Raw genomic sequence first — 24,274 nt, 5'->3', positions numbered from 1 at the left:
TACTTGTAAATTAAGATGAATTGCCTGTTGGTTAGTTTTCCACGGGTGAAGTAATAATATCTTGTAATCGAAGCGGTTTACTTGAACGCATAACGAGCGCTAAACTCACTTGCTGATACACTTTAAAAATCATCATTTCGCCAACAACCTCTTCTGGCATTTTATAATCAGAGCTCTCAACATTTGCCATACGATTCCACCGTGAAGCATCTTTGCTATACGTTGGGCCGTTACTTGTTTCAACAACACCTGGGCTGATTCGTTTTACCGAAACAATATCTCCTTGCTCAACGGCATGTTCGGCGCCACGATTAATCATTACGACGTCGAGTTTTCCAAATTCACTTAACCCACTCATACTGTTGATAATTAGTCCACGTAACGACTTAGTCGCTGGCTTTAGACTAAAAAATGACGGGTATTGTTGGTTTTCATTGACGGGCAGAATGAAATCACCGGAACGAATTTCTTCTTTAACGCCATCGACATACAAGGTAGCAGGCACTTTATTGTCAATATCACCGGTGCGTAAGACTTTTCCGGTACCTACAACACTAATGTTGTAGCCTAAAAGTTCTTGTGTTTCAGGGTCATAAATAGGCTTTTCTTTCTGATATATACCATAACCTTTGCCTAACTCTAATTCGCCGTTTACATAGAGATTAAAGCCGTCAATACTAGAGTTATAACCTTCATCACTCCCTAGTATATAAGGGAGCTTTGCAATGTCATCTTCAGATAAAATGCTACTGTAATTAATATAAGGCGCAATCACGTCCAAGGATAAACTTGAAATAGCAGATTGATCTTTTAATTTAACTCGTGCTCGGGGCGACCATTTAAGTTCAGGCTTTCCTCGCACTAACATTGGTTGCCCTTTTTCGTCAAAAACTAAACGAAGCTCGTCACCAGGATAAATTAAATGAGGATTATCAATATCAGGATTCAATCGCCACAACTTTGGCCAGAGCCAAGGCTGCTTGAGAAATATTGCTGAAATATCCCACAAAGTATCCCCCTTTTTAACAAAGTAAGATTTTGGGGCATTTTTATTTAATGTTAACTCATCAGCAGTAACCAATACTGAAAAAGACAAGCAGAGTATTAACAAAAAACTACGTATTAGCATGATAGTTCGCCTATTAAACAGATATATTAAGCTTTTAGCCTAAACCACTATTATTAATTATATTTAATAGCTAAAATTGAAACATAACACTCAATGCGATATTTCGCGAATTATTTGAATATTTATGACTATTTTAAACGTACTTAGATTTCCTGACGAACGCTTGCGCACTAAAGCGTTACCTGTAGAAGATATTAACAGTGATGTACAACAAATAATTGATGACATGTTTGAGACCATGCGAGAAGAGAACGGTGTTGGTTTAGCTGCCACCCAGGTCAATATCCATCAACGTATTGTCGTCATTAATGTTTCAGAAGACGAAGACCAGTCTTATGTCTTGATTAACCCAGAAATAATTAGCCATAGTGATACAACCGAAATCAATGAAGAAGGTTGTTTATCTGTGCCCGGTTGTTACGCAAAAGTTGACCGTTACACAGAAGTTACCGTGAAAGCGCTCGATCGTGAAGGACAAGCCTTTACCTTAAATGCAACTGAGTTACTCGCAGTTTGTATACAGCATGAATTAGATCATTTAGATGGTAAGTTATTTGTTGATTATCTATCACCATTAAAACGCCAGCGGATAAAAGCAAAACTAGAAAAAGAAGCTCGTTTAGCCAACAATTAATTATTGTTTTTATTAATATAATTCGGAATAAAACTTTGTCAAAAGCTCTTAAAATTATTTTTGCTGGCACGCCAGACTTTGCTGCACAACATCTGGCGGCGCTAATTAACTCTCATCATGAAGTGGTCGCGGTTTACTGTCCACCCGATAAACGTGCTGGACGTGGTAAAAAGCTAACCGCTTGTGCTACCAAAGAACTCGCTTTATCGCATGGTATTGTTGTTGAGCAACCAGTTAATTTTAAAGACGCTGGCGATCAAGAAAAGCTAGCCAGTTATAATGCTGATATTATGGTTGTTGTCGCTTACGGCTTATTATTGCCAATGGTTATTTTAGAAGCGCCACGTTTAGGCTGTGTAAATGTACATGGCTCGATATTGCCAAAATGGCGTGGCGCCGCACCTATTCAACGTTCATTAGAGGCCGGTGATAAAGAAACAGGTGTGACGATTATGCAGATGGACAAAGGTTTAGATACCGGAGACATGATAGCTAAAGCAACCTGTGAAATTACTCAACAAGATACTAGCGCCACACTCTATGAAAAATTAGCCGATATCGGCCCTATTGCTTTACTAAGCACGCTTGATTTAATGGCTGAGAACAAGCATAGCGCCGAGCCTCAAGATAATAATTTAGCTAACTATGCGGCCAAACTTGATAAAGATGAAGCAGAATTAAATTGGCTATTACCCGCTGTAGAACTTCATCGTAAAGTTCGTGCTTATATACCATGGCCAGTTGCACAATTTACCTTTACTGATGAAAAAAATATCGAACATCGTATTCGGGTTTGGCAAGCCAGCTATACTGATGAGGCTCATGGTTGCCTACCTGGAACAATAATTTCGGCAAATAAAAACGGCGTTACTGTTGCTACAACTTCAGGTTCACTGTGCTTAGAGTCATTGCAATTACCCGGTAAAAAGCCAATGCCAGTGCGTGATATTTTAAACGGAAAAGCACTATGGTTTGCTGAAAACAGCCATATCAATAATTTAACTGCAAACAACATGAGTGAACAATAATGGCGACTAATATTAGAGCCCTAGCGGCAAGGTGTTGTTTTGCTGTTGTTGATAAAGGCAGAAGCCTTAGCGATGAGTTACCCAAAGCTCAAGCAAAAGTAGAAGGTAAAGATAAAGGACTTTTACAAGAACTTTGTTACGGCGTTTTACGGTATTTACCGGCACTAGAATATGACTTACGCCAGCTAATGGATAAGCCATTAAAAGGTAAACAACGGGTTGGCCACTTTCTTATTCTAGTGGGAATATATCAAGTAAAGCATACGCGCATTCCTGACCACGCGGCGGTAAGTGAAACAGTAGCAGCAACAAAACCTTTAAAGTGCGACTTTTTAAGAGGTTTAATTAATGGTGTCTTACGTAATGTTCAACGTAACCTAGCCAAAGACGATGCAGCAGAAATCGCAGCGAAGTTACCTGATCCAATAAAATATTCACACCCAAGCTGGTTTATCAAAAAGGTACAAAACGCTTACCCTGATCAATGGCAAGAAATTCTTAATGCTAATTTAGAGCGACCGCCGATGTGGTTAAGAGTCAATCAACGCCACCATAATGTGACTGAATATTTAGCTTTACTCGAGCAAGCAGAAATCCCTGTAGCACTCGTTGACGATAAATCATCAGCGATTAAACTCGTTGCTGCTGTAGATGTTAATAAGCTTCCTGGCTTTATTGATGGTTGGATCTCAGTTCAAGATGGTGCGGCTCAACAAGCCGCGATATTACTCGATACTCAAGCGGGTGACTTTGTACTTGATTGTTGTGCTGCCCCAGGTGGTAAAACTTGCCACATTCTAGAATTAACCCCTGACTTAGCAAAAATGACGGCCATTGATATTGAAGAAAGTCGTTTATTAAGAGTAGAAGAAAACTTATCGCGCCTTAACTTATCAGCCGAGGTAATTACTGCTGATGCTGCTTCACAAGAATGGTGGGATGGACAACTTTTCGACCGTATTTTACTCGACGCCCCCTGCTCGGCTACCGGTGTAATTCGTCGCCACCCCGATATAAAATGGTTGAGAAAAGCAGAAGACATTGAAAAACTGGCAATATTGCAGCAACAAATATTAAAAAACATTTGGTCTTTACTTAAACCTGGCGGTATTTTGCTTTATGCAACCTGTAGTATTTTACCCGAAGAAAATATTCAACAGATAGAAGAGTTCTTATCTGAGAATAACAATGCTAAATTAGTACCAATAACAAATGAAAAAACCGACATAGGCTGGCAAATCTTGCCAAATGAGCAATCAATGGACGGTTTTTATTACGCTAAATTAGAAAAAACAATATAGGCTCTGATGATCTTTCAACCTTGCCGCTTAAAGACTAAAAATGAAAGTTAACTTATGAAAATAATAATAATTGGCGCAGGGCAAGTGGGCGGAACATTAGCTGAAAATCTTGTTGGTGAGCGTAACGATATTACGCTCATTGATACCAACGCAGAAACCTTGCATGAATTACAAGATAAAATGGACTTGCAAGTTGTTATTGGTAATGGCTGTCACCCTGATGTATTAAAGCAAGCGGGTGCAGAGGATGCCGAGTTGGTTATCGCGGTAAGTAGTGATGATGCAACGAATATGCTCGCCTGCCAAATTTGTTATACTTTATTTAACACCGCAAATAAAATAGCCCGAATTCGTTCATCACAAATATTACGCTACCAAAAAGAACTCTTTCAATCAAAAAACATACCCGTAGACCATGTTATTGCTCCAGAACAATTAGTTACTCGTGATATTGCGCGTTTAATTGATTACCCTGGTGCACTACAAGTCTTAGAGTTTGCCCAAGGAAAAGTCAGTTTAGTTGCCGTAAAAGCTTATTACGGGGGGTTATTGGTTGGTCATGCCCTGTCAACTTTGCGCGAACATATTCCTAATGTTGACACACGAGTAGCGGCTATTTATCGTAACGGAAAACCTATCCGTCCGCTGGGTACTACCGTTATTGAAGCAGATGATGAAGTGTTTTTTATTGCTGCCACTATCCATATTCGTGCGGTAATGAATGAACTGCAAAAACTTGAAGCCTCATATAAAAGAATTATGATCGCTGGCGGTGGTAATATAGGCGCCGGCTTAGCTAAAATCTTAGAAAAAAATCATCAAGTTAAACTTATTGAACGTTCACCAAAGCGTGCGGAATACTTAGCCTCTGAGCTCAATGATACCTTAGTTTTTATTGGTGACTCTTCCGACCAAGAACTGTTACTCGAAGAACATATTGATCAATTCGATGTGTTTATTGCGGTCACCAACGACGATGAAGCAAATATCATGTCATCTTTGTTAGCAAAACGCTTAGGTGTACGTAAAGCGATGGTGCTAATTCAGCGAAGTGCTTATATAGATTTAGTACATGGCAGCGATATCGATATTGCCGTATCACCGCAACACGCTACTATCTCGGCATTATTGACACATGTACGCCGTGGTAGTATTGATAACGTATATAGCTTACGTGGTGGTGCTGCAGAAGCGATTGAAATTATTGCTAAAGGTGATGAAAAATCTTCAAAAGTAGTCGGTAAAACCATTCAAGCAATAAAGTTGCCGCCGGGAACCACCATTGGCGCCATTGTTAGACAGGATGAAGTGTTAATTGCTCACTCTGACACTAAGATAATGTCAGAAGATCATGTTATTCTTTTCTTAGTCAATAAACGTTATATTTATGATGTAGAGAAACTTTTCCATGTTGACGCGCTAACATTTTATTAAGATAAAAAGTGAATCTCGAGACATAAAAAACCCCAGATTTATCTGGGGTTTTTCGTTTCTATTATTACACTATACTCTACATCTAAGAGCGCCAGAAACCTGGAGTAAAGAGTACTAATAAAGTAAATATTTCTAATCGCCCAAAGAGCATAGCAACAATTAATACCCATTTACTGAAATCGGTGATCTCAGCAAAATTTGCGGCTACAGCACCTAAGCCTGGACCTAAGTTATTCAGACAAGCAGCCACTGCTGTAAAAGCCGTAATGTCGTCCATACCTGTGGCAAGCAGTAACAACATACAAATAATAAATACCGCAGCATAAGCTGAGAAAAAGCCCCATATCGCTTCAACAACACGATCAGGTAAAGCTTTACGACCTAATTTTATCGTAAAAACGGCTTTAGGATGTACTAAACGGTTTAATTCTCGTAAGCCTTGTAGATATAAAAGTACCACTCGTACAACTTTCATTCCGCCACCTGTACTCCCCGCACAGCCACCAATAAAACTGGCAAAGATTAAGAGTATTGGCAGTAATGTCGGCCAATCGGCAAAGCTGGTTGTTGCAAAGCCGGCGGTGGTACTAATAGAGACTGACTGGAATAAGGCTTGATCGAATGCTTCAAAACCATCTTCGTAAGTGCCTGTTGCTAACAGCACAATTAAACAAATGAGTGTTAAGACAAATTGGATAGCAATAAAGACTTTAAATTCTGGATCGAAGAAGTAATTTTTTAAGGAGCGACTGTGCAATACAGCAAAATGCAGCGCAAAATTTACCCCTGCGATCAGCAAGAAAAACACACAAACAAAATTTATCGCGGGGCTATTAAAATAGCCGATACTGTCGGTATGTGTAGAGTAACCGCCGATAGCAATTGTTGAGAAAGCATGACAAATGGCATCAAAGATAGACATGCCTGCTCCCCAATAACTAATCGCACAGGCAATAGTTAAAAATAAATATATATACCATAAATGTTTTGCTGTATCGGCAATGCGCGGCGTCATTTTTGAATCTTTAACCGGTCCCGGTGTTTCAGCACGGTAAAGCTGCATACCACCAATACCTAGCATAGGTAAAACGGCAACCGCTAAAACTATAATACCCATACCGCCAAGCCACTGTAATTGCTGGCGATACCAAAGTACTGCATGCGGTAAACCATCAATCTCTTTTAAGATGGTCGCCCCAGTTGTTGTTAAGCCAGAAAATGATTCAAAAAAAGCATCTGCAACAGATAAATTAGGCTTGTCTAAGAGCAAAAGCGGCACCGCAGAGAAACTCGCCAGTACTACCCAGAATAAAACGACAATTAAAAAGCCTTCACGTGCGCGCAAGTCACTTTTTTCATTTTTAAACGGATACCAAGCAAGTAAACCTGCAAATAAGCAAAACAGAAATGCAGTCAGAAAGGAGACACCACCACCATCACGGTATAATAGTGCAATTAAAGCAGGCGGTAACATGGTTACACTCAACAGAGCAACCAGTAAGCCAAGAATTCGAATGATATTTTTTATTTGCACGAGTTAATTTTTATTATTCAGTAAAGTCATCGACCACATGTTTTTTGATGATAAAGCATAAAGATAAACACTGCGACTTTAAATCACCTATTTCGTCTTTAATTTATTCAGCTGACACGTTTATTATAAGATTCACGTTCCATATCGACTATTTCGACGCTAATTGAAATTGATTTAATAGCAAAGGAATTTAGATGACTTAACACGAGTTTAGATAGCTCTTGCCTTTGTTCTAAATTGCGACCTGACAGGATTTTGCAACAAACATGAATAAACCTTTGTTGATTATTGCTAGTTTGACTTTCATTTCCCACAGTAAAATATGTAAAGGGTGTTGCTCTTACTTTAATATCAGTCGGAGAAAATAATAAAGACTTAACTGCTCCTGCAAAAACGGCAGACATAATTTCTTTAATATCTAGTTCTTGAGCCAGTTCTTGTGAATATTCGATAATACAATGTGGCATGAGGGTGTCCTTTTTTATCTGATATTATCTTATATTAGGGTCAGTAGACCTAAGGGTTAATAACCCGGCAGAAAGCGTTTGTAATTGTTGCTTAACTTTTGTTAGTTGTTCTTCAGGTAACGCTATAATCAATTCTACTTGAGCGGCAAAGTCTTGTTGAATAATTTCACCCTTAGCTTGTTCAACAAAATACAAGACATCGTTTATCTGTCCGTAATCGCACGTTAATTGCTTTTCTACCATAGGAACTTTTGTACTTGTTTCTACTAACAATAATGCTTGACGAACACTGCCACCATAAGCCCTTTGTAACCCACCCGTACCGAGCTTAGTACCGCCAAAATAACGAACAACTATTGCACATAACTCACCAACATCACCTCCTTGTAAAACAGCTAACATCGGTCGTCCTGCTGTACCCGAAGGTTCACCATCATCAGAAGAGCCATAACCTTGGCTATCATCTGGTTTTCCTGTGAGAAATGCATAGCAATGATGGCTTGCTTGAGGATGTAATTTTCGACAGTTAATTAATTGTTCTTTAGCCTCTTCGTGGCTTGTACATGGGGAAATAAAACAAATAAAACGACTACGGCTAACGATTGTTTCATCAACAATACTGTTAGCCGCTACTTTGTAAGGTTTGTTCATAAAATATAAAGTCGTAAATATAGTCTTAAGGGTTATTTCAACTCTAATTCACGGGTCATATTTTCGTTATGCAATTGATGAACAATAATATTATCTTCAATACGAATGCCACCAAATGGACGCATAGCCTCTATTTTTTCCCAATTTATCATTTTGCCATTTTTTGAAGCTTTAAGATCGGCCAATAATGATTCAATAAAATATAAGCCTGGTTCAATGGTAAACACTTGATTACTTTCAATAATACGTGAAGTACGTAAAAAAGGATGTTGTTCTGGTGTATTAGCATGAGTACCGCGTTCATCGGCCATAAAGCCGCCAACATCATGAGTTTGTAAGCCTAAATGATGACCTAAACCATGCGGAAAGAAGGTTGAAATAATACCCGTTTCAACTGCTGTATCAACATCAACATTAATAAAGCCGAATTCATGTAAGACATTACCAATATCACGATAGGTTTCAATATGTAAATCTACATAGCTTTTCCCGGGTTTTAAGCCATCAACAGCATTGAGCATCAATTTGTTCATGCGGGCAATCAATTCAGCAAACTTATCTCGTTTAAATGAATAAGTACGTGTTATATCAGAGGCATAACCATTAAAGCTTGCGCCTGCATCAATTAAAAATGAACGATGTGCTTGCGGTACACCGCGGTCTAAAGCGGTGTAATGTAAAATTGAGGTATTCGTGTTCAGTGCAACAATATTGCCATAAGGTGTTTCGTCACCGGTATGATTGGTTGCTTTTAAATAGGCTTGCTGAATATCAAACTCTGACGAGCCTTGCAAGAAAGCGCTTTTTGCCGCTTTATGACCAGTAACAGCAATCGCGTTCGACTTACGTAAACACTCTTGTTCATATTGCGTTTTATAAGCGCGATGATAATGTATGTAATTGAGTAAAGGCTCAGGGTTTATATTTTTAAATCCTAGCGCTTTTGCTACTTCGATATGTTCGCCTATGTAGGCAAAATCGGTTTTATCATAGGGTAGCAATTTCTCAACATCAGTCGCTTTGGTCAGCACTTTAACATCAAAAAAATCATTCCAATAGTCATTAGCTAAAGGTGTAATTTTATGCCAAAAATCAACAGGTTGGTAATAGACAAGTGTTGGTTTATCTTCACCATTAATAATCAACCAGCAATTGGGAATATTCACTAATGGTAACCAAGCTTTAAAATGAGGATTTACTTTAAAGGGGTAACCATAATCATCGAGAAATACTTTAATTTCTTGACCAGAATGAATCACTAAACCTTGTAGATTCTCACGTTTTAAAACAGACTTCGACCGTTGCTGAAGTTCGCTAATATGGGCTGGGTAAAGTGTTGCTAATTTGATCATTGATCGCGCCTCTGAAAATTTTCCAATATCATATCATACTCTTCTAACGTTTGAATTTACTGAGCAATACTCATCGTAAATATCTGATCAAAGAGTGATACATCCTGCCCTACTTTTATTTGATATATTTCTTGATACGCCATAACACTTTTCACATACTCACGTGTTTCTTTATAAGGAATCGTCTCTATCCAAATATCCGCAGGCATAGGCTCCAAGCCTTTTAACCAACTCCGAACACGATACGGACCGGCATTATAAGCTGCTGTAGCAAGCACTTGATTACCATCATGTCGGTCAAGTAAACGCTTTAAATACTTTGTACCTAGCTTTATATTGTCTTTCGCATTCATTAAACGCTTGTTAGTCACTTTACGCTTCTGTAAATGTTTAGCTGTTGCGGGCATAACTTGCATTAACCCCTTTGCGCCTGCGGGTGAGTTAGCATCGGCCATAAATGAGCTCTCTCTGCGCGCTATTGCAAATGCCCAGGCAGGGTTTATTTTGTAAATTCCGGATGAATGCGTTATTTCATCAGCAAATGCTAATGGAAAACGTAAATCAACATCATTCAAATAACCCACTTTAGATAAGGTAAAAATGGCGCGATCAAACCACTGTGCTTCATAAGCTATTCTTGATGCGGCCAATTTTTCTCGATCACTTAACTGCGATAACCAATAATTCCATTCAAGCCGAGCTTGATGAAAACGTCCAATATGGAAGAATTCAAAAGCCCGCTTTGCTGCTGGGTTTTTCAATAAGTCGACTTTTTCAGCATCAGTAATCGCTAATGGATAATTTTGTAGGTTAACACTTTGCTTTATAGCACTTGCGGCAAGGAACCCATAGTAATGACGTTTATTCGCTAGTTCACTTAATACTTCATGCCCTAGTGCTGTTTCTCCAGTTTCAAGTAGGCTACGTCCATACCAGTAGCGCCATTGATTTTTCTGGTGTAATGTTTCAGGTAGTGCCCTTAAATCAGCTTTAATCGCTGGCCAATCTTGAGCTCTAAGTAGATCAGCCATTCTCCATTGCACAATGTTTGTCGACTGCAGTTTCTCATCCACTTTAGCTAGCCATGTCGCTGAGCTTTTATGGTTTTTACTGGCTAACGCAATAGCGAATTTTAAAACAATTTGCTGTTGTTGTGCTTCTGAAAAAGGTAATACTTCGATAGCCTTACTATAAGTCTTTAACGCTTTTTCAGAGTCACGCCAAATTAAACGTTTTAAACCATAAGCGGCAATAGAGGCTTCTTTAACAGATTTCTGTGGAAAGCGTTTCATATTGCTAATGTAGGCAGGATCACGTCGCACTTTATGCCATAAGCTGCCTAAATACTGATCTTTTTTTGGTAGTAGTTGAGTCAAATAAGGGATTAAGGTGTGTTTACCTCCATCTGCAGCCAGAGCTATACGTTGCCATATACGTTCATCGGTTCTATAACCTGCTTTTTGCCAAAGCGTAAAAAGTGGATCACACACTTTCGGCTGAGACTTTCCTACCACCCATAGTTTAGTGACTTCAGGTAAAATTTTTGACTCCGCCACGCCTGATTGTAATTGATAACGATAATACTGACAGGTTAATTCCACATCAGAGGTCGGCTTAAAGAAGTCCTGAAATAATAATGCGTTGTCTTGTTTAGCTAAATAGTTCAGCCATTTTTTACGCAGTGGCCAGTCGAGTGGTGATCCGCGATATGTTTCAAGGAACTGACTAATTTCACCTGTATATGACATATTCATACCATACATTAATCGTTGCTGATCTAAGTAAGGCTGCAATGGGTAATAGTGTAACTGCTGATACAAGGTTTGATAATGCAATGAATTGGGTTGCCAGACGTACTTTTCTGCTTCTTGAAATGCATCACGAATACTGGTTTGACTTATTGATGTTGTTGCACTAATTGTACTTGAGAGGAAAAGTGAGAATATTATTAACACTGACGATGTTAAACGAAACATAGCGTTACCTTAATTATAAGAAAATTTACTTCCCTTGGCCGTTAATTGACCCGTTCTACCTAAAAATATTTCTGTTTACATCTGTAACTCTACCCTTAACAGACTAGTTAGCAGTTACCCTTAATTTTTCATGCATAGCCCAACAAAGCAAGTGAAATTAGCATTCTGTAATGCTTGATACTTATCATCAATAAATTAGCTTTTAAAGTCGTTACAAGGTAATGATAATTTAGTTTTTATAAATAAAATTTAGTCTTGATACCCTGCTTTCATTTTTTTTGCTAACATTGCCTTATTAATTATCTCCTTTGTATATCACCATGAATAATAACCCTGAAGATGTTTTCAAAAATCCCGACCATTTATTAGATGCTGTTGGGTTACGTTGCCCAGAGCCCGTCATGATGGTAAGGAAATCGATTCGAAAAATTTCCGCTCAAGAAACTTTATTAATAACGGCAGACGACCCTTCCACAACTAGAGATATACCCAGTTTTTGTCGTTTTATGGATCATGAACTTATCGCCCAACAAACTCATGAAAAACCTTTCCTTTATTTGATCAAAAAAGGGAAAGCTTAACACTTTCCCTTTTTAAATATTCAGCACTAATAAGTAAGTGTCGATACGACTAACGCTTACCTATTGTAAAAGTGAAACATCAGCAATGGCAAAGAAACTATTCCTAATTTCATTTAATAGCGTTAAACGATTAGTTTTTATCGCTTCATCGTCAGCCATCACCATAACATTATCAAAAAAGTTGTCTATCGGTGCTTTTAAACAAGCAAGCTCTGTTAATGCCGCCTGGTAATCTTTTGCCAACATCATCGGTGCAATCGTAGCTTTCACTTCATTAAATGCTTCAGCTAACGCTTTTTCTTGTGTTTCAGTGGCTAAATCAGCTTTAAACGTTGGGTAAAGTTCACCGCTAAATTTAGCTAAAATATTACCAACACGTTTATTAGCGGCAGCTAGTGTTGCGGCTTGTTCCAATGATTTAAAGTGACTTACCGCTTTAATACGTTTTTCAAAGTCTAAAGGTTCAGTTGGCGCATTGGCTAATACTGCTTGAATAACGTCAACTGATATACCTTGCTCTTGGTAATAGGCTCTAAATCTACCCAAAACAAAATCAACAACTTGGACATTAACGTTTTCATTTGAAAGTTTTTCACCGTATAAACTAACACTATATTCAATTAAGGTATTGATATCTAATGGTAATTTTTTCTCGATGATAATTCGAATCAAACCAATTGCCGCACGACGTAACGCAAAAGGGTCTTTATCACCTTTAGGAGCTTGGTTAATACCAAAAATACCCACTAAGCTGTCAATTTTATCAGCAATAGCGACTGCACAACCAATATTACCTTCAGGTAAGGCATCACCCGCATAACGAGGTCTATATTGATCTTCTAAGGCCTGAGCAACTTCAGGTGCTTCGCCATCATTCTCAGCGTAATATTTACCCATAGTACCTTGTACTTGAGGAAACTCTAAAACCATATCAGACATCAAATCAGTTTTACTGAGTAAACCTGCTCGTTTTGCTTGTTCCGTGTTCTCGCCTATTTGTCCGGCAATAACTGCGCTTAATGAAGCAATACGTTCAGATTTCTCTTTTAATGTTCCTAACTGTTTCTGAAATAATACCGATGATAAACTTTCTAAACGTGACGCTAACGTTTTGCTCTTATCCGTTTTAAAGAAAAACTCCGCATCTGCCAAGCGTGGACGAATGACTTTTTCATTGCCCTTAATCACTTGAATAGGGTCTTTACTTTCAATGTTGGTTACAAAAATAAACTTATTTAATAACTGACCATTTTTATCATTTACCGGAAAGTATTTTTGGTGATCTTTCATTGAATAAATAAGTGGTTCAGCGGGAACATCTAAAAAGGCTTTGTCAAAACTACCAATTAATATTACCGGCCATTCAACTAAACCAGTAACTTCTTCCAATAACTCATCGTCAATTAATGCAACACCATCTAATTGCTGAGCGGCTTTATTAATTTCTGACAAAATTAATGCTTGGCGCTCTTGGTAATTAACTTGAACGAATGCCGACGTTAGTTTGTCTTCGTATTCATTTGCATGCGCTAAAGTAACGAAACCTTCATGATGAAAACGATGTCCCGTGACAACATTACTTGAACTTACTTCTAAAGTTTCACCGGCAATGATTTCTGCGCCAAACATTATGGTCAAGGTATGGACTGGGCGAATAAATTGAGTACGAGTACTGCCCCAACGCATAGGTTTAGGAACAGGTAGTTTACTTACCGCAATATTGACCATAGCAGGAATTAACTCTGCTATGGTTTTTCCTGTTTGTGTCGCACGATGTAATAACCATTCACCTTTGTCAGTCTTTAAGCGCTGAGCTTCTTCAACACTAATACCATTGGAACGTGCCCAACCTTGCGCGGCTTTGCTAGGATTGCCTTCAGCATCAAATGCTACATCAATGGCTGGACCCCGTTTTTCAATTTCTTTATCGGCCTGTTTTTCAACTAACTGACTGACCTTTACCGCTAAACGACGTGGTGTAGCAAACCATTGAATATCTTCGTAAGTTAAACCTGCGCTATCTAGTTGATCTTTTATTTGCTGATAAAATGTAACGGCAAGATTTTTTAATGACTTCGGTGGTAATTCTTCAGTACCTAGCTCTATTAGTAGTGTTTCTGTGTTCATTATGATTTCCCACCAGCAGTATTATTATTTTTACAAAGAGGAAAACCTAATTCTTCACGCTTATCGTAATAAGCCTGTGCACAAGCTTTTGATAATGTTCTGACTCTTAGTATATAACGTTGGCGTTCGGTCACTGAAATAGCGTGACGAGCGTCTAATAGGTTAAAGGCGTGTGAGGCTTTCATAACTTGCTCGTAAGCGGGTAATGCTAAACCTGCTGCAATTAACTTCTGGCTATCTTTTTCACATTGATCAAAAGTATTAAACAAAGCATCGACATCTGCATGTTCAAAATTATACGTTGACTGCTCAACCTCATTTTGATGAAAAACATCACCATAAAGTACAGTACCCATAGGACCATCAGCCCATACTAGGTCATAGATACTATCAACATTTTGGATATACATAGCTAAGCGTTCTAAGCCATAGGTTATCTCACCTGTGACTGGCGTACACTCTAAGCCACCTACTTGTTGGAAGTAAGTAAATTGTGATACTTCCATACCGTTTAACCAAATCTCCCATCCTAATCCCCAAGCGCCTAGCGTTGGTGATTCCCAGTTGTCTTCAACAAAGCGGATATCATGAACTAGAGGATCAATGCCCAGTTCTTTTAAAGAATTTAAGTATAATTCTTGAATATTTTTCGGCGAAGGTTTTAACATGACTTGGAATTGATAGTAATGTTGTAAACGATTAGGGTTTTCACCATAACGGCCATCAGTGGGACGGCGACAAGGTTGAACATAAGCACTGCTCATTGGCTCAGGACCAATAGAACGTAAAAATGTCATTGGGTGAAAAGTACCAGCGCCGACTTCAAGATCAAGCGGTTGTACGATGACACAACCTTGGCGTGACCAGTAGTCTTGCAACTGAAAGATTAATCCTTGAAATGTTTTTATATTGAACGTACTCATAATTTTCCGATTCATTATTCGTGTGAGTTTTACCGATAACGGCTAATGATATTAAGTATACCGATTGCATTATTATTAACCTAGTAACAAGTTAACAAACTTTGAGTTTTTACTCAGTAATCAATTTACTTTAGCTATTACCGTATTGCAGAATGTTAAAATGCCCAGATTTGATGTCCGGGCATTTATAATTTTAAAATAACGCGCTTAACTATATATCTAAGTTAGCTACATTTAACGCATTCGCTTCAATGAAGTTTCTACGTGGTTCAACATGATCACCCATTAATGTAGTGAACAATAAATCCGCGGCAATAGCATCTTCAATGGTAACTTGTAACATACGACGAGTTTCAGGATCCATGGTGGTTTCCCATAACTGGCTTGGGTTCATTTCACCCAATCCTTTATAACGTTGTATATACTGACCACGTTTTGATTCAGCCATTAACCATGTTAATGCGTCTTCAAAAGTAGTAACCGTTTTAATTTTTTCACCACGTTTAACATAACCACCTTCTTCAATGAGACCATTGATAGCAGTATTTAAACCAAAAATAGTTTCAAATTCTTTTGAATGAATGAATTCATAACCACAATCATAAATATGATCAATACCATGTTGGCGAACGTTAAAACTTGGATAGTAGATATTTCTTTCTTGGTCATGCTTAATATCTGCAGAATAGATAGAACCATTACCATCTTGTTCGTCTAATTGTGCGACTAAGTCACCAACCCATGCTTCTACTAACGCTTTATCATGAAAATCAGTTTTAACAATTTCTCTGCTGTAGATCATTTTTTCTAATATATCAGCAGGTATTTGACGTGAAACACGCTTAATAATGTCATGCGTTTTACGATACTGTTTCACTAACTGTTCTAAAGCTAAGCCTGAAATAGCTGGTGCTGATTCATTAACATAAATCTCGGCACTATCTAGAGCTAACGTTGTTAAGTACTCTGTTAAGCCGTCATCATCTTTAATGTAACGCTCTTGCTTACCTTTTTTCACTTTATAAAGTGGTGGTTGAGCAATAAAGATATGACCACGTTCCATTATTTCTGGCATTTGACGATAGAAAAACGTCAGTAATAATGTACGTATGTGAGAACCATCGACATCGGCATCGGTCATAATGATGATACTGTGATAACGAAGTTTTTCTGGATTATATTCATCGCGACCAATACCACAACCTAAGGCGGTGATTAATGTTCCAACTTCTTGTGATGAAATCATTTTATCAAAACGTGCTTTCTCAACGTTAAGAATTTTACCTTTCAACGGTAATATTGCTTGGTTTCTACGATTTCGCCCCTGCTTGGCAGAGCCGCCAGCAGAGTCTCCTTCGACAATATATAGTTCAGAAAGAGCAGGATCTTTTTCCTGACAATCAGCTAATTTACCCGGTAAGCCAGCAATATCTAATGCACCTTTACGGCGCGTCATTTCACGGGCTTTACGAGCAGCTTCTCGCGCTCTAGCTGCATCAACAATCTTCATGATAATAGTACGAGCAACAGAAGGTTTTTCTAAAAGGTATTCACCAAGTTTTTCGCCCATCGCTTGTTCAACAGCTGTTTTTACTTCTGAAGATACCAATTTATCTTTGGTCTGCGATGAGAACTTAGGATCAGGAACTTTAACCGATATTACCGCGGTTAATCCTTCACGAGCGTCATCACCCGAAGCACTTGTTTCTGTGCTACCACCTTTCTTCGTTTTATTAAGGCCTTCTTTAACCATGTAACTATTTAGTGTACGTGTTAAAGCAGTACGGAAACCGCTTAAGTGAGTACCACCATCACGTTGAGGAATATTGTTAGTAAAACAATGAATACTTTCTTGGAAACCATCATTCCATTGCATAGCAACTTCAACAATAATGCCGTCTTCACGCGCTAAATCAAAATAGAATATTTCTTCATTGACGGGTGTTTTATTGGTATTAAGGTAATCGACGAAAGCTTGAATACCACCATCAAATTTAAAATGGTCTTCTTTGCCTTTTTCACGTTCATCAATTAAACGAATTGAAATACCAGAGTTTAAGAAAGATAACTCACGGATACGTTTAACTAATAAGTCATAGTGAAATAAAATATCTGTGAAGGTATTTTCACTTGGCCAAAAACGTACTTCAGTACCTGTTTTATCACTAACACCAACTTCAGCTAAAGGAGCTTCAGCAACACCTTCGTGATATATCTGCTCAAATAATTTACCTGCTCGGCGAATATTCAGTTTTAGCTTACTACTTAAAGCATTTACTACAGAAATACCAACACCATGAAGACCACCTGAAACTTTATAGCCAGAGTCTTCACCACCGAATTTACCACCAGCATGAAGTACTGTCATGATAACTTCAGCAGCAGAAATACCTTCTTCAGGGTGAATGTCAGTTGGAATACCACGACCATCATCTCTAACCGATACAGAGCCGTCTATGTGTATTTTAACAACAATTTCAGTACAATGACCTGCTAAGGCTTCATCGATAGAATTATCTAAAACTTCAAATACCATATGATGCAAGCCACTGCCATCATCCGTGTCACCAATGTACATTCCTGGTCTTTTACGTACAGCATCAAGTCCTTTTAGAACTTTGATACTGTCTGAGCCGTATTCATTTTCTACTGTCATAGCGTATAGCCTATTTACCTATTGCTGAGATTTGTCCATGTTTCACGTGAAACATCTTATAATTATTATCAGTAGGAACCAAGGGTTCTACTGCGATTTTATCAATTGCCGTGATGATAACTTGGCAGTCTAATTTATTTATCGCGTTGTTTAATAAGGTTCTAGAATTTAAATCTAGTTCCGCACCAACATCGTCAATTAATAAAATTGGTTTTACTCGCTTAACTTTTTCTATTAACTTAGCTTGCGCAAAAGTTAACGCCAGTAAAAACAACTTTTGTTGGCCACGTGATAACTGATTGTCGATCACCACATTACCCGTTAAAAATTTCACATCAAACTTTTGTGCGCCGTATAAACTAAAGCCTGCTTTTTTTTCTCTCTCTCTATTTTGTAATAACACATCACTCAATGTTTTTTTACTATTCCAACCTTGGCTATAAGATATCGATATACCTTCAGCTAAACTAGGCAACATCAACTCTAACCAAGGTTGAAGCTCTAAAGAAAGCTCCTTAATATATTCGTCACGTAATTTTGCAACCCTTACCGATGCCTCGCAGAATACTTGGCTCCAATAATCTAAGGTATCAACATCAGACCTATTACGTAAACAAGCATTTCTTTGTTTTAGTATTCTTGAAAATTCTTTCCAACAATCTGAAAATGAATGTTTCACGTGAAACAATCCTAAATCAATGAAACGTCTTCTTTGTTTCGGTCCACCAAAAAATAATTTAAAACTTTCTGGTGTAATAACTTGTACCGCAATATTTATTGCTAATTGAGAAAGCTGTCTATGCTTTTCTCCAGCAATTTTAATTTCTGTTAAGCCGGTAGCAAAATCTTTGGCAACACCTAACTGTAATCCTTTATCGTCTTTAGCACTAACAATGAATTTACTTTTATTGTGAGTAACTAAATTTTCAACTTGCGACGTTCTAAAAGACTTACCATGACCCAAGTAAAAAATAGCTTCAAGTAAACTGCTTTTACCACTGCCGTTATCACCGATAATAAAATTAATATTATCGTTTAATTCAATAGTATCTGCTGCTAAATTTCTAAAATCATAAGCGGTAAGTTTTTCTATACTCATTAAAGTCGCATTGGCATAACAACATAAATAGCTTCGTTACTTTCAGCACCTTCGATAACTACACTACTATTTGCATCGGCTAAAGTAAATTTAACCTCAGGCTCTTTTATTGCGTTTAGAACATCTAGAACATAATTTACGTTGAAACCTATTTCAACTTCCTCGTAAGGAAAATCAATTTCTAATATTTCTTCGGCTTGTTCTTGTTCAGGGTTATTAGCGGTAATTTTTAATTCGTGTTTAGAAAAATTAAGACGGACACCTTTAAACTTATCATTAGATAATATCGAAGCGCGGGATAATAATTGTCGTAAATTTTCTTTACTGGTGTTGAGTACTTTATCACCATTGCGTGGTAAAACACGACGATAGTCAGGAAAACGACCATCAACTAATTTACTGGTAAATGAAAAGCCACTATCAATAATACGAATATGATTTGAGCCTAAAAAGACTTGAACGTTTTCTTCGACCGGGTCAAGTAAACGAATAATTTCTAAGATACCTTTACGAGGCACAATAACTTGTCTAGACGGCAGTGTTAATTCATTAGACGAAATTTTACATATCGCTAAACGGTGACCGTCAGTAGCTACAGAGCGAATTTCGTTACCTTCTGTCTCTATAGACATACCGTTAAGGTAGTACCTAACATCTTGATTTGCCATAGAAAAATGAGTGCTTTCTATTAATCGAAGCAAGTCAGATTTAAATATTTGAAATTCAACATCACCTTTCCACTCTTCTATATTAGGAAAGTCAGCAGCAGGTAGCGTTGCTAAAGAATATTTACTTCTACCGGTACTGATAATGATTGCTTCATTATTAGATTCAAAAGATAACATTGAATCTTCGGGTAAACTTTTACAGATATCGAGAAGCTTGCGGGCGGGAATAGTAATTTTTCCATCCTCACCTTGGTTATCTATTTGCGTACTAGATACCATTTCAAGCTCTAAATCAGTGGCTGTTAACGTAAGTGACTGCCCACTTATATCTAAAAGAATATTACCAAGGATAGGTAATGTACTTTTACGTTCTACGGCACCAGAAACCAATAAAAGTGGTTTCAGTAATAATTCCCTATTTAATGAAAACTTCATTTATCTACCTATCTTTTTATGTACTTATTATTATAACGAAAGCTATGACGAAAGTGTTCTAGTTAAATTAGAATAATCTTCCTTAATGTCATGCGACTCTTCGCGTAACGCTTTAACTTTTCGACATGCATGGAGAACAGTCGTATGATCTCGCCCACCGTAGGCATCTCCTATCTCAGGTAAACTATGATTAGTTAACTCTTTAGATAATGCCATTGCAATTTGTCTAGGTCTAGCAACAGATCTATTTCTACGTTTTGAAAGTAGATCGGCCACTTTAATTTTATAATATTCTGCAACAGTTCGTTGGATATTATCGATAGTAACTAACTTGTCTTGTAAGGCAAGCAAATCTCGTAATGCTTCGCGGACAAAATCAATAGTAATTGGCCGGCCAGTAAAATTAGCATTAGCAATAACGCGATTCAATGCGCCTTCTAACTCACGAACATTAGAACGTAAACGTTTAGCAATAAAAAACGCAACTTCATCAGCCAAATTAATATGACTTTCTTGTGCTTTACGCTTAAGAATGGCGACACGTGTTTCTAGTTCGGGTGGTTCTATTGCTATCGTTAATCCCCAACCAAAGCGAGATTTAAGTCTGTCTTCAACATCGACTTCTTTAGGATAACGGTCGCTGGTTAAAATAATTTGTTGATTGCCTTCAAGCAAGGCATTAAAAGTGTGAAAAAATTCTTCTTGGGTACGATCTTTACCGGCAAAGAATTGAATATCATCTATCAGTAATGCATCGACACTACGGTAGTAATGCTTAAATTTTTCCATCGCATTATTTTGTAACGCACGCACCATATCTTGAACAAAACGTTCAGAGTGCATATAGGCGATCTTTGCATTAGGTTTATTCAGTAAAATACCATTACCAACAGCGTGTAATAAATGGGTTTTACCTAACCCTGTACCGCCATAAATAAATAAAGGGTTATAAGCAGAACCAGGATTATCAGCAACTTGAGAAGCGGCAGCACGTGCTAATTGGTTAGACTTACCTTCAACGAAATTGTCAAAGGTATATTTAACTCTAACATTGGTCGTTTTAGGTAAATTACTTTGTGGCTCTTCTCGTTTTTTATTCGAGGTAACAAGTTGAGGAATAGTATTAATAATATTCTGAGAGCTACTTTGGTTTGGAATACTGCCAACATCAAACCTGAGTAAAGGAGGATTTGTACTTTCTTGCAAAGTGACCAATTCATTTATACGACTTACATACTTATCTCGAACCCAATCAAGCACAAAACGATTAGGCGCATATAAAGTCATGATATTATCGGCAACAACACACTGTAATGGACGTATCCACATACTAAATTGCTGTGCAGGCAATTCTTCTTGTAGAACTGAAAGGCATCGCTGCCAAAGTGAATGATCCAACCAAATGCTCCTGAAATTACGCTATCTTTTGTTAAATCATCTTTTAGCTAATATGACAAATAAAACAAAAGTCGGTAAATATGGTATTTTGTAATGTGTCTATTATCACCATAGTTATCCACAACATCAATATTGACTTTTAAATAGTTGCCCTTTTAGAGAAAATAAATAAAAAAAACCACACATAAGCAATTAAAACGGTCTTCTTAGACTAATTTACTGCTAAAATATCGTTTACATATTATTTAGCTATTAGTGGCAATTGCTTATATTATTATGGAAATTATTTGATCAAATGTTATAAAACTGTGGATATAAATAATTAACCTAAAGATCTATTAGGATCTTTTTAAAATAGATTACTATAAGCATTGACAACACCTGCTACAAACTATAAAATTCGGCCTCTTTTTTTAGAACCAGTGTGCTCAATACGGCTGTTTGCCAGGGCAACAACAACAGACGGATGAGCGTAATGAAAAGAACATTTCAACCTAGTGTATTAAAGCGTAAACGCAACCACGGTTTCCGTGCACGTATGGCTACAAAAAACGGTCGTGCAGTAATTTCACGTCGTCGTGCGAAAGGCCGTAAAAGCCTTAGCGCATAATCTCTTCTTTAATCTTTAATTAAGAGATATTTTAACCATCATGGTTAATTATGAATTTAATCGGGAGTCACGCTTGTTGACTCCCGGTCACTTTCAATCTGTATTTTCTAAACCTCTTCGTTTCGGCTCTAGCCACATAACCATTCTTGTTAGTCCAAATATTGATGAACGTAATCGTTTAGGCTTAGCTATTGCTAAAAAACGCGTTAAATTAGCTGTTCAGCGAAATCGTATTAAACGTCAAATCAGAGAAAGCTTTCGACTCAATCAGCACGACTTACCTAACATCGATATGGTTGTAATGGTAAAGTCTGGTACTGATCAGTTAGAAAATGCCGAAATAAGAAAACAATTAGAAAAAATATGGCGAAAGATAATTCAGCGGCACAACAGCTAGCCATAGCTCTTGTAAAAGCTTACCAGCGCTGGCTTAGTCCACTACTGGGTAATAACTGCCGATTCCATCCAACTTGCTCTTTTTATGCTGTTGAAGCGATAAATCGCTTCGGTGTGATAAAAGGTTGTTGGTTAGCAGCCAAACGTATACTAAAATGCCACCCATTAAACGCGGGTGGATTAGATCCCGTGCCACCATCAAAAGAAGAGAAATAATAAATTATGGAATCTCAACGCAGTTTTCTTTTTATTGCGCTTATGGTTGTTACTTATTTGCTATTCACTGAATACCAAAAAGATAATGCACCCGTAGTAGCTCAAACAACAATGACTCAAACATCTGATCAAATTGCTACCGGCAATGGAGATTTTGTTCCTGAATCATCAAGCTCAGCAATGCCAATGTCAGCGCCTACTAAAGCAAAAGAACAAGTCATTACAATTAATACTGACGTGTTAATAGTAAAAATTGCGACTAGCGGTGGTGATATCATTGATGCGAAATTAGTCAAATTTAATACCGAACAAGGAAACGATATTCCTTTTACCGTTTTGCAAAACGGTAGCCGTAAATACATCGCACAAAGTGGTTTAATAGGCGCGCAAGGCATAGATAAAGTGTCCGGACGTCCTATTTACCAAACGAGTAGCAAAAACTACCAGTTAGAAGGCGATGATCCATTAATCGTTGATTTACAATATACTGCTGAAAATGGCTTAAACGTAACAAAGCGTTTTACATTTACAAAATCAGACTACAGCGTAAATGTTGAATATATTATAAACAACACTGCAACTACCGCTGCTACCGTTCAAATGTACGGACAACTAAAACAGTCTACTTTAGTAGAAAGTGGCAGTTCATTAATGCCTACGTATCGTGGTGCAGCCTATTCGACAACTGAAGATCGCTATGAAAAATACGATTTTGGTGACATTGAAGAAAAAAGATTAAATGTAGCTACTGCTGGTGGATGGGTTGCAATGCTTGAACATTATTTTGTTTCCGCATGGGTACCGAGTCTAACTGCCGATAACAATATTTATTCAAGTTATTCTGCTAACAATGAAGCAGTTATTGGATTTAAGTCACCATCTGTGACTATTCAACCAAATAGCCAAGCGACAACCTCAGCTATTTTTTATGTTGGTCCTAAGGATCAATATAAGCTTGATGAGATAGCGCCAAACTTAGGGTTAACTATAGATTACGGCTTTTTATTCATGATCAGTAAGCCACTATTTTGGTTATTACTTCAAATTCAGTCTTTAGTTACTAACTGGGGTATTGCGATTATTGTAATTACCTTAGTCGTTAAGGGTGCTATGTATCCATTAACAAAAGCACAATACACCTCAATGGCTAAGATGCGTGAACTTGCACCTAAAATGGCACAGTTAAAAGAACGCTTTGGTGATGACCGTCAGAAAATGTCACAAGCTACCATGGAAATGTACAAAAAAGAAAAAGTGAACCCAGCCGGTGGTTGTTTACCAATGATCATTCAAATGCCAATATTCTTAGCATTGTATTGGGTATTTTTAGAAAGTGTTGAACTACGACATGCACCGTTCTTTTTCTGGATAGAAGATCTTTCTACTATGGACCCTTACTTTATATTACCGGTATTTATGGGTGTAAGTATGTTCGTTATGCAAAAAATGCAACCGATGACGATACAAGATCCGATGCAACAGAAAATAATGCAATACATGCCAGTGGCATTCTCTGTATTTATGGCTTGGTTCCCATCAGGTTTAGTACTTTACTGGTTTGTCAGTAACATGATTTCAATTGCTCAAATGAAAATTATTTTCAGTGGTATTGAAAAAGCTAAACTAGCCAAAGCTAAAGATTAATTTCTACAGCGTAAA

Annotated in this window: 21 protein-coding genes; 9 read left to right on the top strand and 12 right to left on the bottom strand. The window is 37.6% G+C overall.

Going from position 1 to position 24,274, the window contains the following annotated elements:
• Nucleotides 1-31 precede the first annotated feature (31 nt).
• Nucleotides 32-1,129 (bottom strand): LysM peptidoglycan-binding domain-containing protein, encoded by a 1,098-nt coding sequence (locus H4J75_RS14905; RefSeq protein WP_182217480.1) that lies wholly within the window; start codon nucleotides 1,127-1,129, stop codon nucleotides 32-34.
• A gap of 124 nt (nucleotides 1,130-1,253) precedes the next feature.
• Between H4J75_RS14905 and def the strand changes: the two genes are divergently transcribed.
• The 4 genes from def to trkA are packed head-to-tail and all read left to right on the top strand — an operon-like array spanning nucleotide 1,254 to nucleotide 5,526.
• Nucleotides 1,254-1,763 (top strand): peptide deformylase, encoded by a 510-nt coding sequence (gene def / locus H4J75_RS14900; protein ID WP_070375272.1) that lies wholly within the window; start codon nucleotides 1,254-1,256, stop codon nucleotides 1,761-1,763.
• A gap of 35 nt (nucleotides 1,764-1,798) precedes the next feature.
• On the top strand, nucleotides 1,799-2,791 hold the full coding sequence (gene fmt / locus H4J75_RS14895; protein WP_182222572.1) for a methionyl-tRNA formyltransferase: 993 nt from the start codon (nucleotides 1,799-1,801) through the stop codon (nucleotides 2,789-2,791).
• Entirely contained in the window at nucleotides 2,791-4,092 is a 1,302-nt protein-coding gene (gene rsmB, locus H4J75_RS14890) for a 16S rRNA (cytosine(967)-C(5))-methyltransferase RsmB (RefSeq protein ID WP_182222571.1), read from the top strand. Before fmt ends, rsmB begins: the two co-directional genes overlap by 1 nt.
• Before the next feature lie 54 nt (nucleotides 4,093-4,146).
• Nucleotides 4,147-5,526 carry a Trk system potassium transporter TrkA gene (gene trkA / locus H4J75_RS14885; RefSeq protein ID WP_070375275.1) on the top strand — a complete coding sequence of 460 codons (1,380 nt, stop codon included), beginning with the start codon at nucleotides 4,147-4,149 and terminating at the stop codon, nucleotides 5,524-5,526.
• An 82-nt stretch (nucleotides 5,527-5,608) separates the two neighbouring features.
• On the opposite strand, the gene H4J75_RS14880 is transcribed toward trkA, so the two are convergent.
• The 5 genes from H4J75_RS14880 to H4J75_RS14860 all read right to left on the bottom strand — a co-directional run bounded on the left by H4J75_RS14880 (nucleotide 5,609) and on the right by H4J75_RS14860 (nucleotide 11,506).
• Entirely contained in the window at nucleotides 5,609-7,060 is a 1,452-nt protein-coding gene (locus H4J75_RS14880) for a TrkH family potassium uptake protein (protein ID WP_070375276.1), read from the bottom strand.
• Between the two features lie 107 nt (nucleotides 7,061-7,167).
• The gene (locus H4J75_RS14875; RefSeq protein WP_182222570.1) at nucleotides 7,168-7,527 is read right to left on the bottom strand and encodes a 5-carboxymethyl-2-hydroxymuconate Delta-isomerase; all 360 of its coding nucleotides are present in this window, start codon (nucleotides 7,525-7,527) and stop codon (nucleotides 7,168-7,170) included.
• A 24-nt stretch (nucleotides 7,528-7,551) separates the two neighbouring features.
• Nucleotides 7,552-8,178: a YigZ family protein gene (locus H4J75_RS14870; protein WP_182222569.1), complete on the bottom strand. Its 627-nt coding sequence runs from the start codon at nucleotides 8,176-8,178 to the stop codon at nucleotides 7,552-7,554.
• A gap of 32 nt (nucleotides 8,179-8,210) precedes the next feature.
• A complete protein-coding gene (pepQ, locus tag H4J75_RS14865) occupies nucleotides 8,211-9,530 on the bottom strand; it encodes a Xaa-Pro dipeptidase (protein WP_182222568.1) in 1,320 nt (439 codons plus the stop codon).
• Nucleotides 9,531-9,586: 56 nt separating this feature from the next.
• Entirely contained in the window at nucleotides 9,587-11,506 is a 1,920-nt protein-coding gene (locus H4J75_RS14860; protein ID WP_182222567.1) for a transglycosylase SLT domain-containing protein, read from the bottom strand.
• Between the two features lie 320 nt (nucleotides 11,507-11,826).
• On the opposite strand from H4J75_RS14860, the gene tusA reads away from it, so the two are divergent.
• Entirely contained in the window at nucleotides 11,827-12,087 is a 261-nt protein-coding gene (gene tusA, locus H4J75_RS14855; RefSeq protein WP_182222566.1) for a sulfurtransferase TusA, read from the top strand.
• 60 nt (nucleotides 12,088-12,147) lie between these two features.
• Here tusA and glyS read toward each other — a convergent pair whose 3' ends face one another.
• The 6 genes from glyS to dnaA form a co-directional block, all read right to left on the bottom strand.
• A complete protein-coding gene (gene glyS / locus H4J75_RS14850; RefSeq protein ID WP_182222565.1) occupies nucleotides 12,148-14,214 on the bottom strand; it encodes a glycine--tRNA ligase subunit beta in 2,067 nt (688 codons plus the stop codon).
• Complete coding sequence (gene glyQ / locus H4J75_RS14845; RefSeq protein WP_070375291.1) at nucleotides 14,214-15,137, bottom strand: glycine--tRNA ligase subunit alpha; 924 nt, start codon at nucleotides 15,135-15,137, stop codon at nucleotides 14,214-14,216. Before glyQ ends, glyS begins: the two co-directional genes overlap by 1 nt.
• Before the next feature lie 211 nt (nucleotides 15,138-15,348).
• Nucleotides 15,349-17,793: a DNA topoisomerase (ATP-hydrolyzing) subunit B gene (gene gyrB / locus H4J75_RS14840; RefSeq protein WP_070375292.1), complete on the bottom strand. Its 2,445-nt coding sequence runs from the start codon at nucleotides 17,791-17,793 to the stop codon at nucleotides 15,349-15,351.
• Nucleotides 17,794-17,803: 10 nt separating this feature from the next.
• Entirely contained in the window at nucleotides 17,804-18,892 is a 1,089-nt protein-coding gene (recF, locus tag H4J75_RS14835) for a DNA replication/repair protein RecF (RefSeq protein ID WP_070375293.1), read from the bottom strand.
• Nucleotides 18,892-19,995, bottom strand: coding sequence for a DNA polymerase III subunit beta (gene dnaN / locus H4J75_RS14830; RefSeq protein WP_070375294.1), 1,104 nt, complete (start codon nucleotides 19,993-19,995; stop codon nucleotides 18,892-18,894). Before dnaN ends, recF begins: the two co-directional genes overlap by 1 nt.
• A gap of 42 nt (nucleotides 19,996-20,037) precedes the next feature.
• Nucleotides 20,038-21,393 (bottom strand): chromosomal replication initiator protein DnaA, encoded by a 1,356-nt coding sequence (gene dnaA, locus H4J75_RS14825; RefSeq protein ID WP_070375295.1) that lies wholly within the window; start codon nucleotides 21,391-21,393, stop codon nucleotides 20,038-20,040.
• Between the two features lie 475 nt (nucleotides 21,394-21,868).
• Between dnaA and rpmH the strand changes: the two genes are divergently transcribed.
• From rpmH to yidC, 4 genes are read left to right on the top strand one after another with little or no spacing between them, the layout of a single operon-like run.
• The gene (gene rpmH, locus H4J75_RS14820; protein WP_070375296.1) at nucleotides 21,869-22,003 is read left to right on the top strand and encodes a 50S ribosomal protein L34; all 135 of its coding nucleotides are present in this window, start codon (nucleotides 21,869-21,871) and stop codon (nucleotides 22,001-22,003) included.
• Nucleotides 22,004-22,043: 40 nt separating this feature from the next.
• Nucleotides 22,044-22,400: a ribonuclease P protein component gene (gene rnpA / locus H4J75_RS14815; RefSeq protein ID WP_070375297.1), complete on the top strand. Its 357-nt coding sequence runs from the start codon at nucleotides 22,044-22,046 to the stop codon at nucleotides 22,398-22,400.
• Nucleotides 22,367-22,615, top strand: a complete 249-nt coding sequence (gene yidD, locus H4J75_RS14810) for a membrane protein insertion efficiency factor YidD (RefSeq protein ID WP_070375298.1) — start codon at nucleotides 22,367-22,369, stop codon at nucleotides 22,613-22,615. The genes rnpA and yidD overlap by 34 nt, the downstream gene beginning before the upstream one ends.
• Nucleotides 22,616-22,621: 6 nt before the next feature.
• Nucleotides 22,622-24,259 carry a membrane protein insertase YidC gene (gene yidC, locus H4J75_RS14805; protein WP_182222564.1) on the top strand — a complete coding sequence of 546 codons (1,638 nt, stop codon included), beginning with the start codon at nucleotides 22,622-22,624 and terminating at the stop codon, nucleotides 24,257-24,259.
• Nucleotides 24,260-24,274 lie beyond the last annotated feature (15 nt).

This window comes from Colwellia sp. BRX10-1, from assembly GCF_014077545.1.
In the GTDB taxonomy this organism is placed as follows: Bacteria; Pseudomonadota; Gammaproteobacteria; order Enterobacterales; family Alteromonadaceae; genus Colwellia_A.
The sequence above is the reverse complement of the archived record's forward strand: the minus strand, read 5'-3'. Positions and strand labels throughout refer to the sequence as shown.

Excerpts from the sequence above, each read along its gene's own strand:
- glyS (WP_182222565.1), bottom strand. The coding sequence starts at position 14,214 with ATGAACACAGAAACACTACTAATAGAGCTAGGTACTGAAGAATTACCA.
- pepQ (WP_182222568.1), bottom strand. The coding sequence starts at position 9,530 with ATGATCAAATTAGCAACACTTTACCCAGCCCATATTAGCGAACTTCAG.
- H4J75_RS14905 (WP_182217480.1), bottom strand. The coding sequence starts at position 1,129 with ATGCTAATACGTAGTTTTTTGTTAATACTCTGCTTGTCTTTTTCAGTA.
- H4J75_RS14860 (WP_182222567.1), bottom strand. The coding sequence starts at position 11,506 with ATGTTTCGTTTAACATCGTCAGTGTTAATAATATTCTCACTTTTCCTC.
- H4J75_RS14870 (WP_182222569.1), bottom strand. The coding sequence starts at position 8,178 with ATGAACAAACCTTACAAAGTAGCGGCTAACAGTATTGTTGATGAAACA.
- dnaN (WP_070375294.1), bottom strand. The coding sequence starts at position 19,995 with ATGAAGTTTTCATTAAATAGGGAATTATTACTGAAACCACTTTTATTG.
- gyrB (WP_070375292.1), bottom strand. The coding sequence starts at position 17,793 with ATGACAGTAGAAAATGAATACGGCTCAGACAGTATCAAAGTTCTAAAA.
- rsmB (WP_182222571.1), top strand. The coding sequence starts at position 2,791 with ATGGCGACTAATATTAGAGCCCTAGCGGCAAGGTGTTGTTTTGCTGTT.
- H4J75_RS14875 (WP_182222570.1), bottom strand. The coding sequence starts at position 7,527 with ATGCCACATTGTATTATCGAATATTCACAAGAACTGGCTCAAGAACTA.
- def (WP_070375272.1), top strand. The coding sequence starts at position 1,254 with ATGACTATTTTAAACGTACTTAGATTTCCTGACGAACGCTTGCGCACT.
- rnpA (WP_070375297.1), top strand. The coding sequence starts at position 22,044 with ATGGTTAATTATGAATTTAATCGGGAGTCACGCTTGTTGACTCCCGGT.
- glyQ (WP_070375291.1), bottom strand. The coding sequence starts at position 15,137 with ATGAGTACGTTCAATATAAAAACATTTCAAGGATTAATCTTTCAGTTG.
- trkA (WP_070375275.1), top strand. The coding sequence starts at position 4,147 with ATGAAAATAATAATAATTGGCGCAGGGCAAGTGGGCGGAACATTAGCT.
- rpmH (WP_070375296.1), top strand. The coding sequence starts at position 21,869 with ATGAAAAGAACATTTCAACCTAGTGTATTAAAGCGTAAACGCAACCAC.
- recF (WP_070375293.1), bottom strand. The coding sequence starts at position 18,892 with ATGAGTATAGAAAAACTTACCGCTTATGATTTTAGAAATTTAGCAGCA.
- tusA (WP_182222566.1), top strand. The coding sequence starts at position 11,827 with ATGAATAATAACCCTGAAGATGTTTTCAAAAATCCCGACCATTTATTA.
- yidC (WP_182222564.1), top strand. The coding sequence starts at position 22,622 with ATGGAATCTCAACGCAGTTTTCTTTTTATTGCGCTTATGGTTGTTACT.
- yidD (WP_070375298.1), top strand. The coding sequence starts at position 22,367 with ATGGCGAAAGATAATTCAGCGGCACAACAGCTAGCCATAGCTCTTGTA.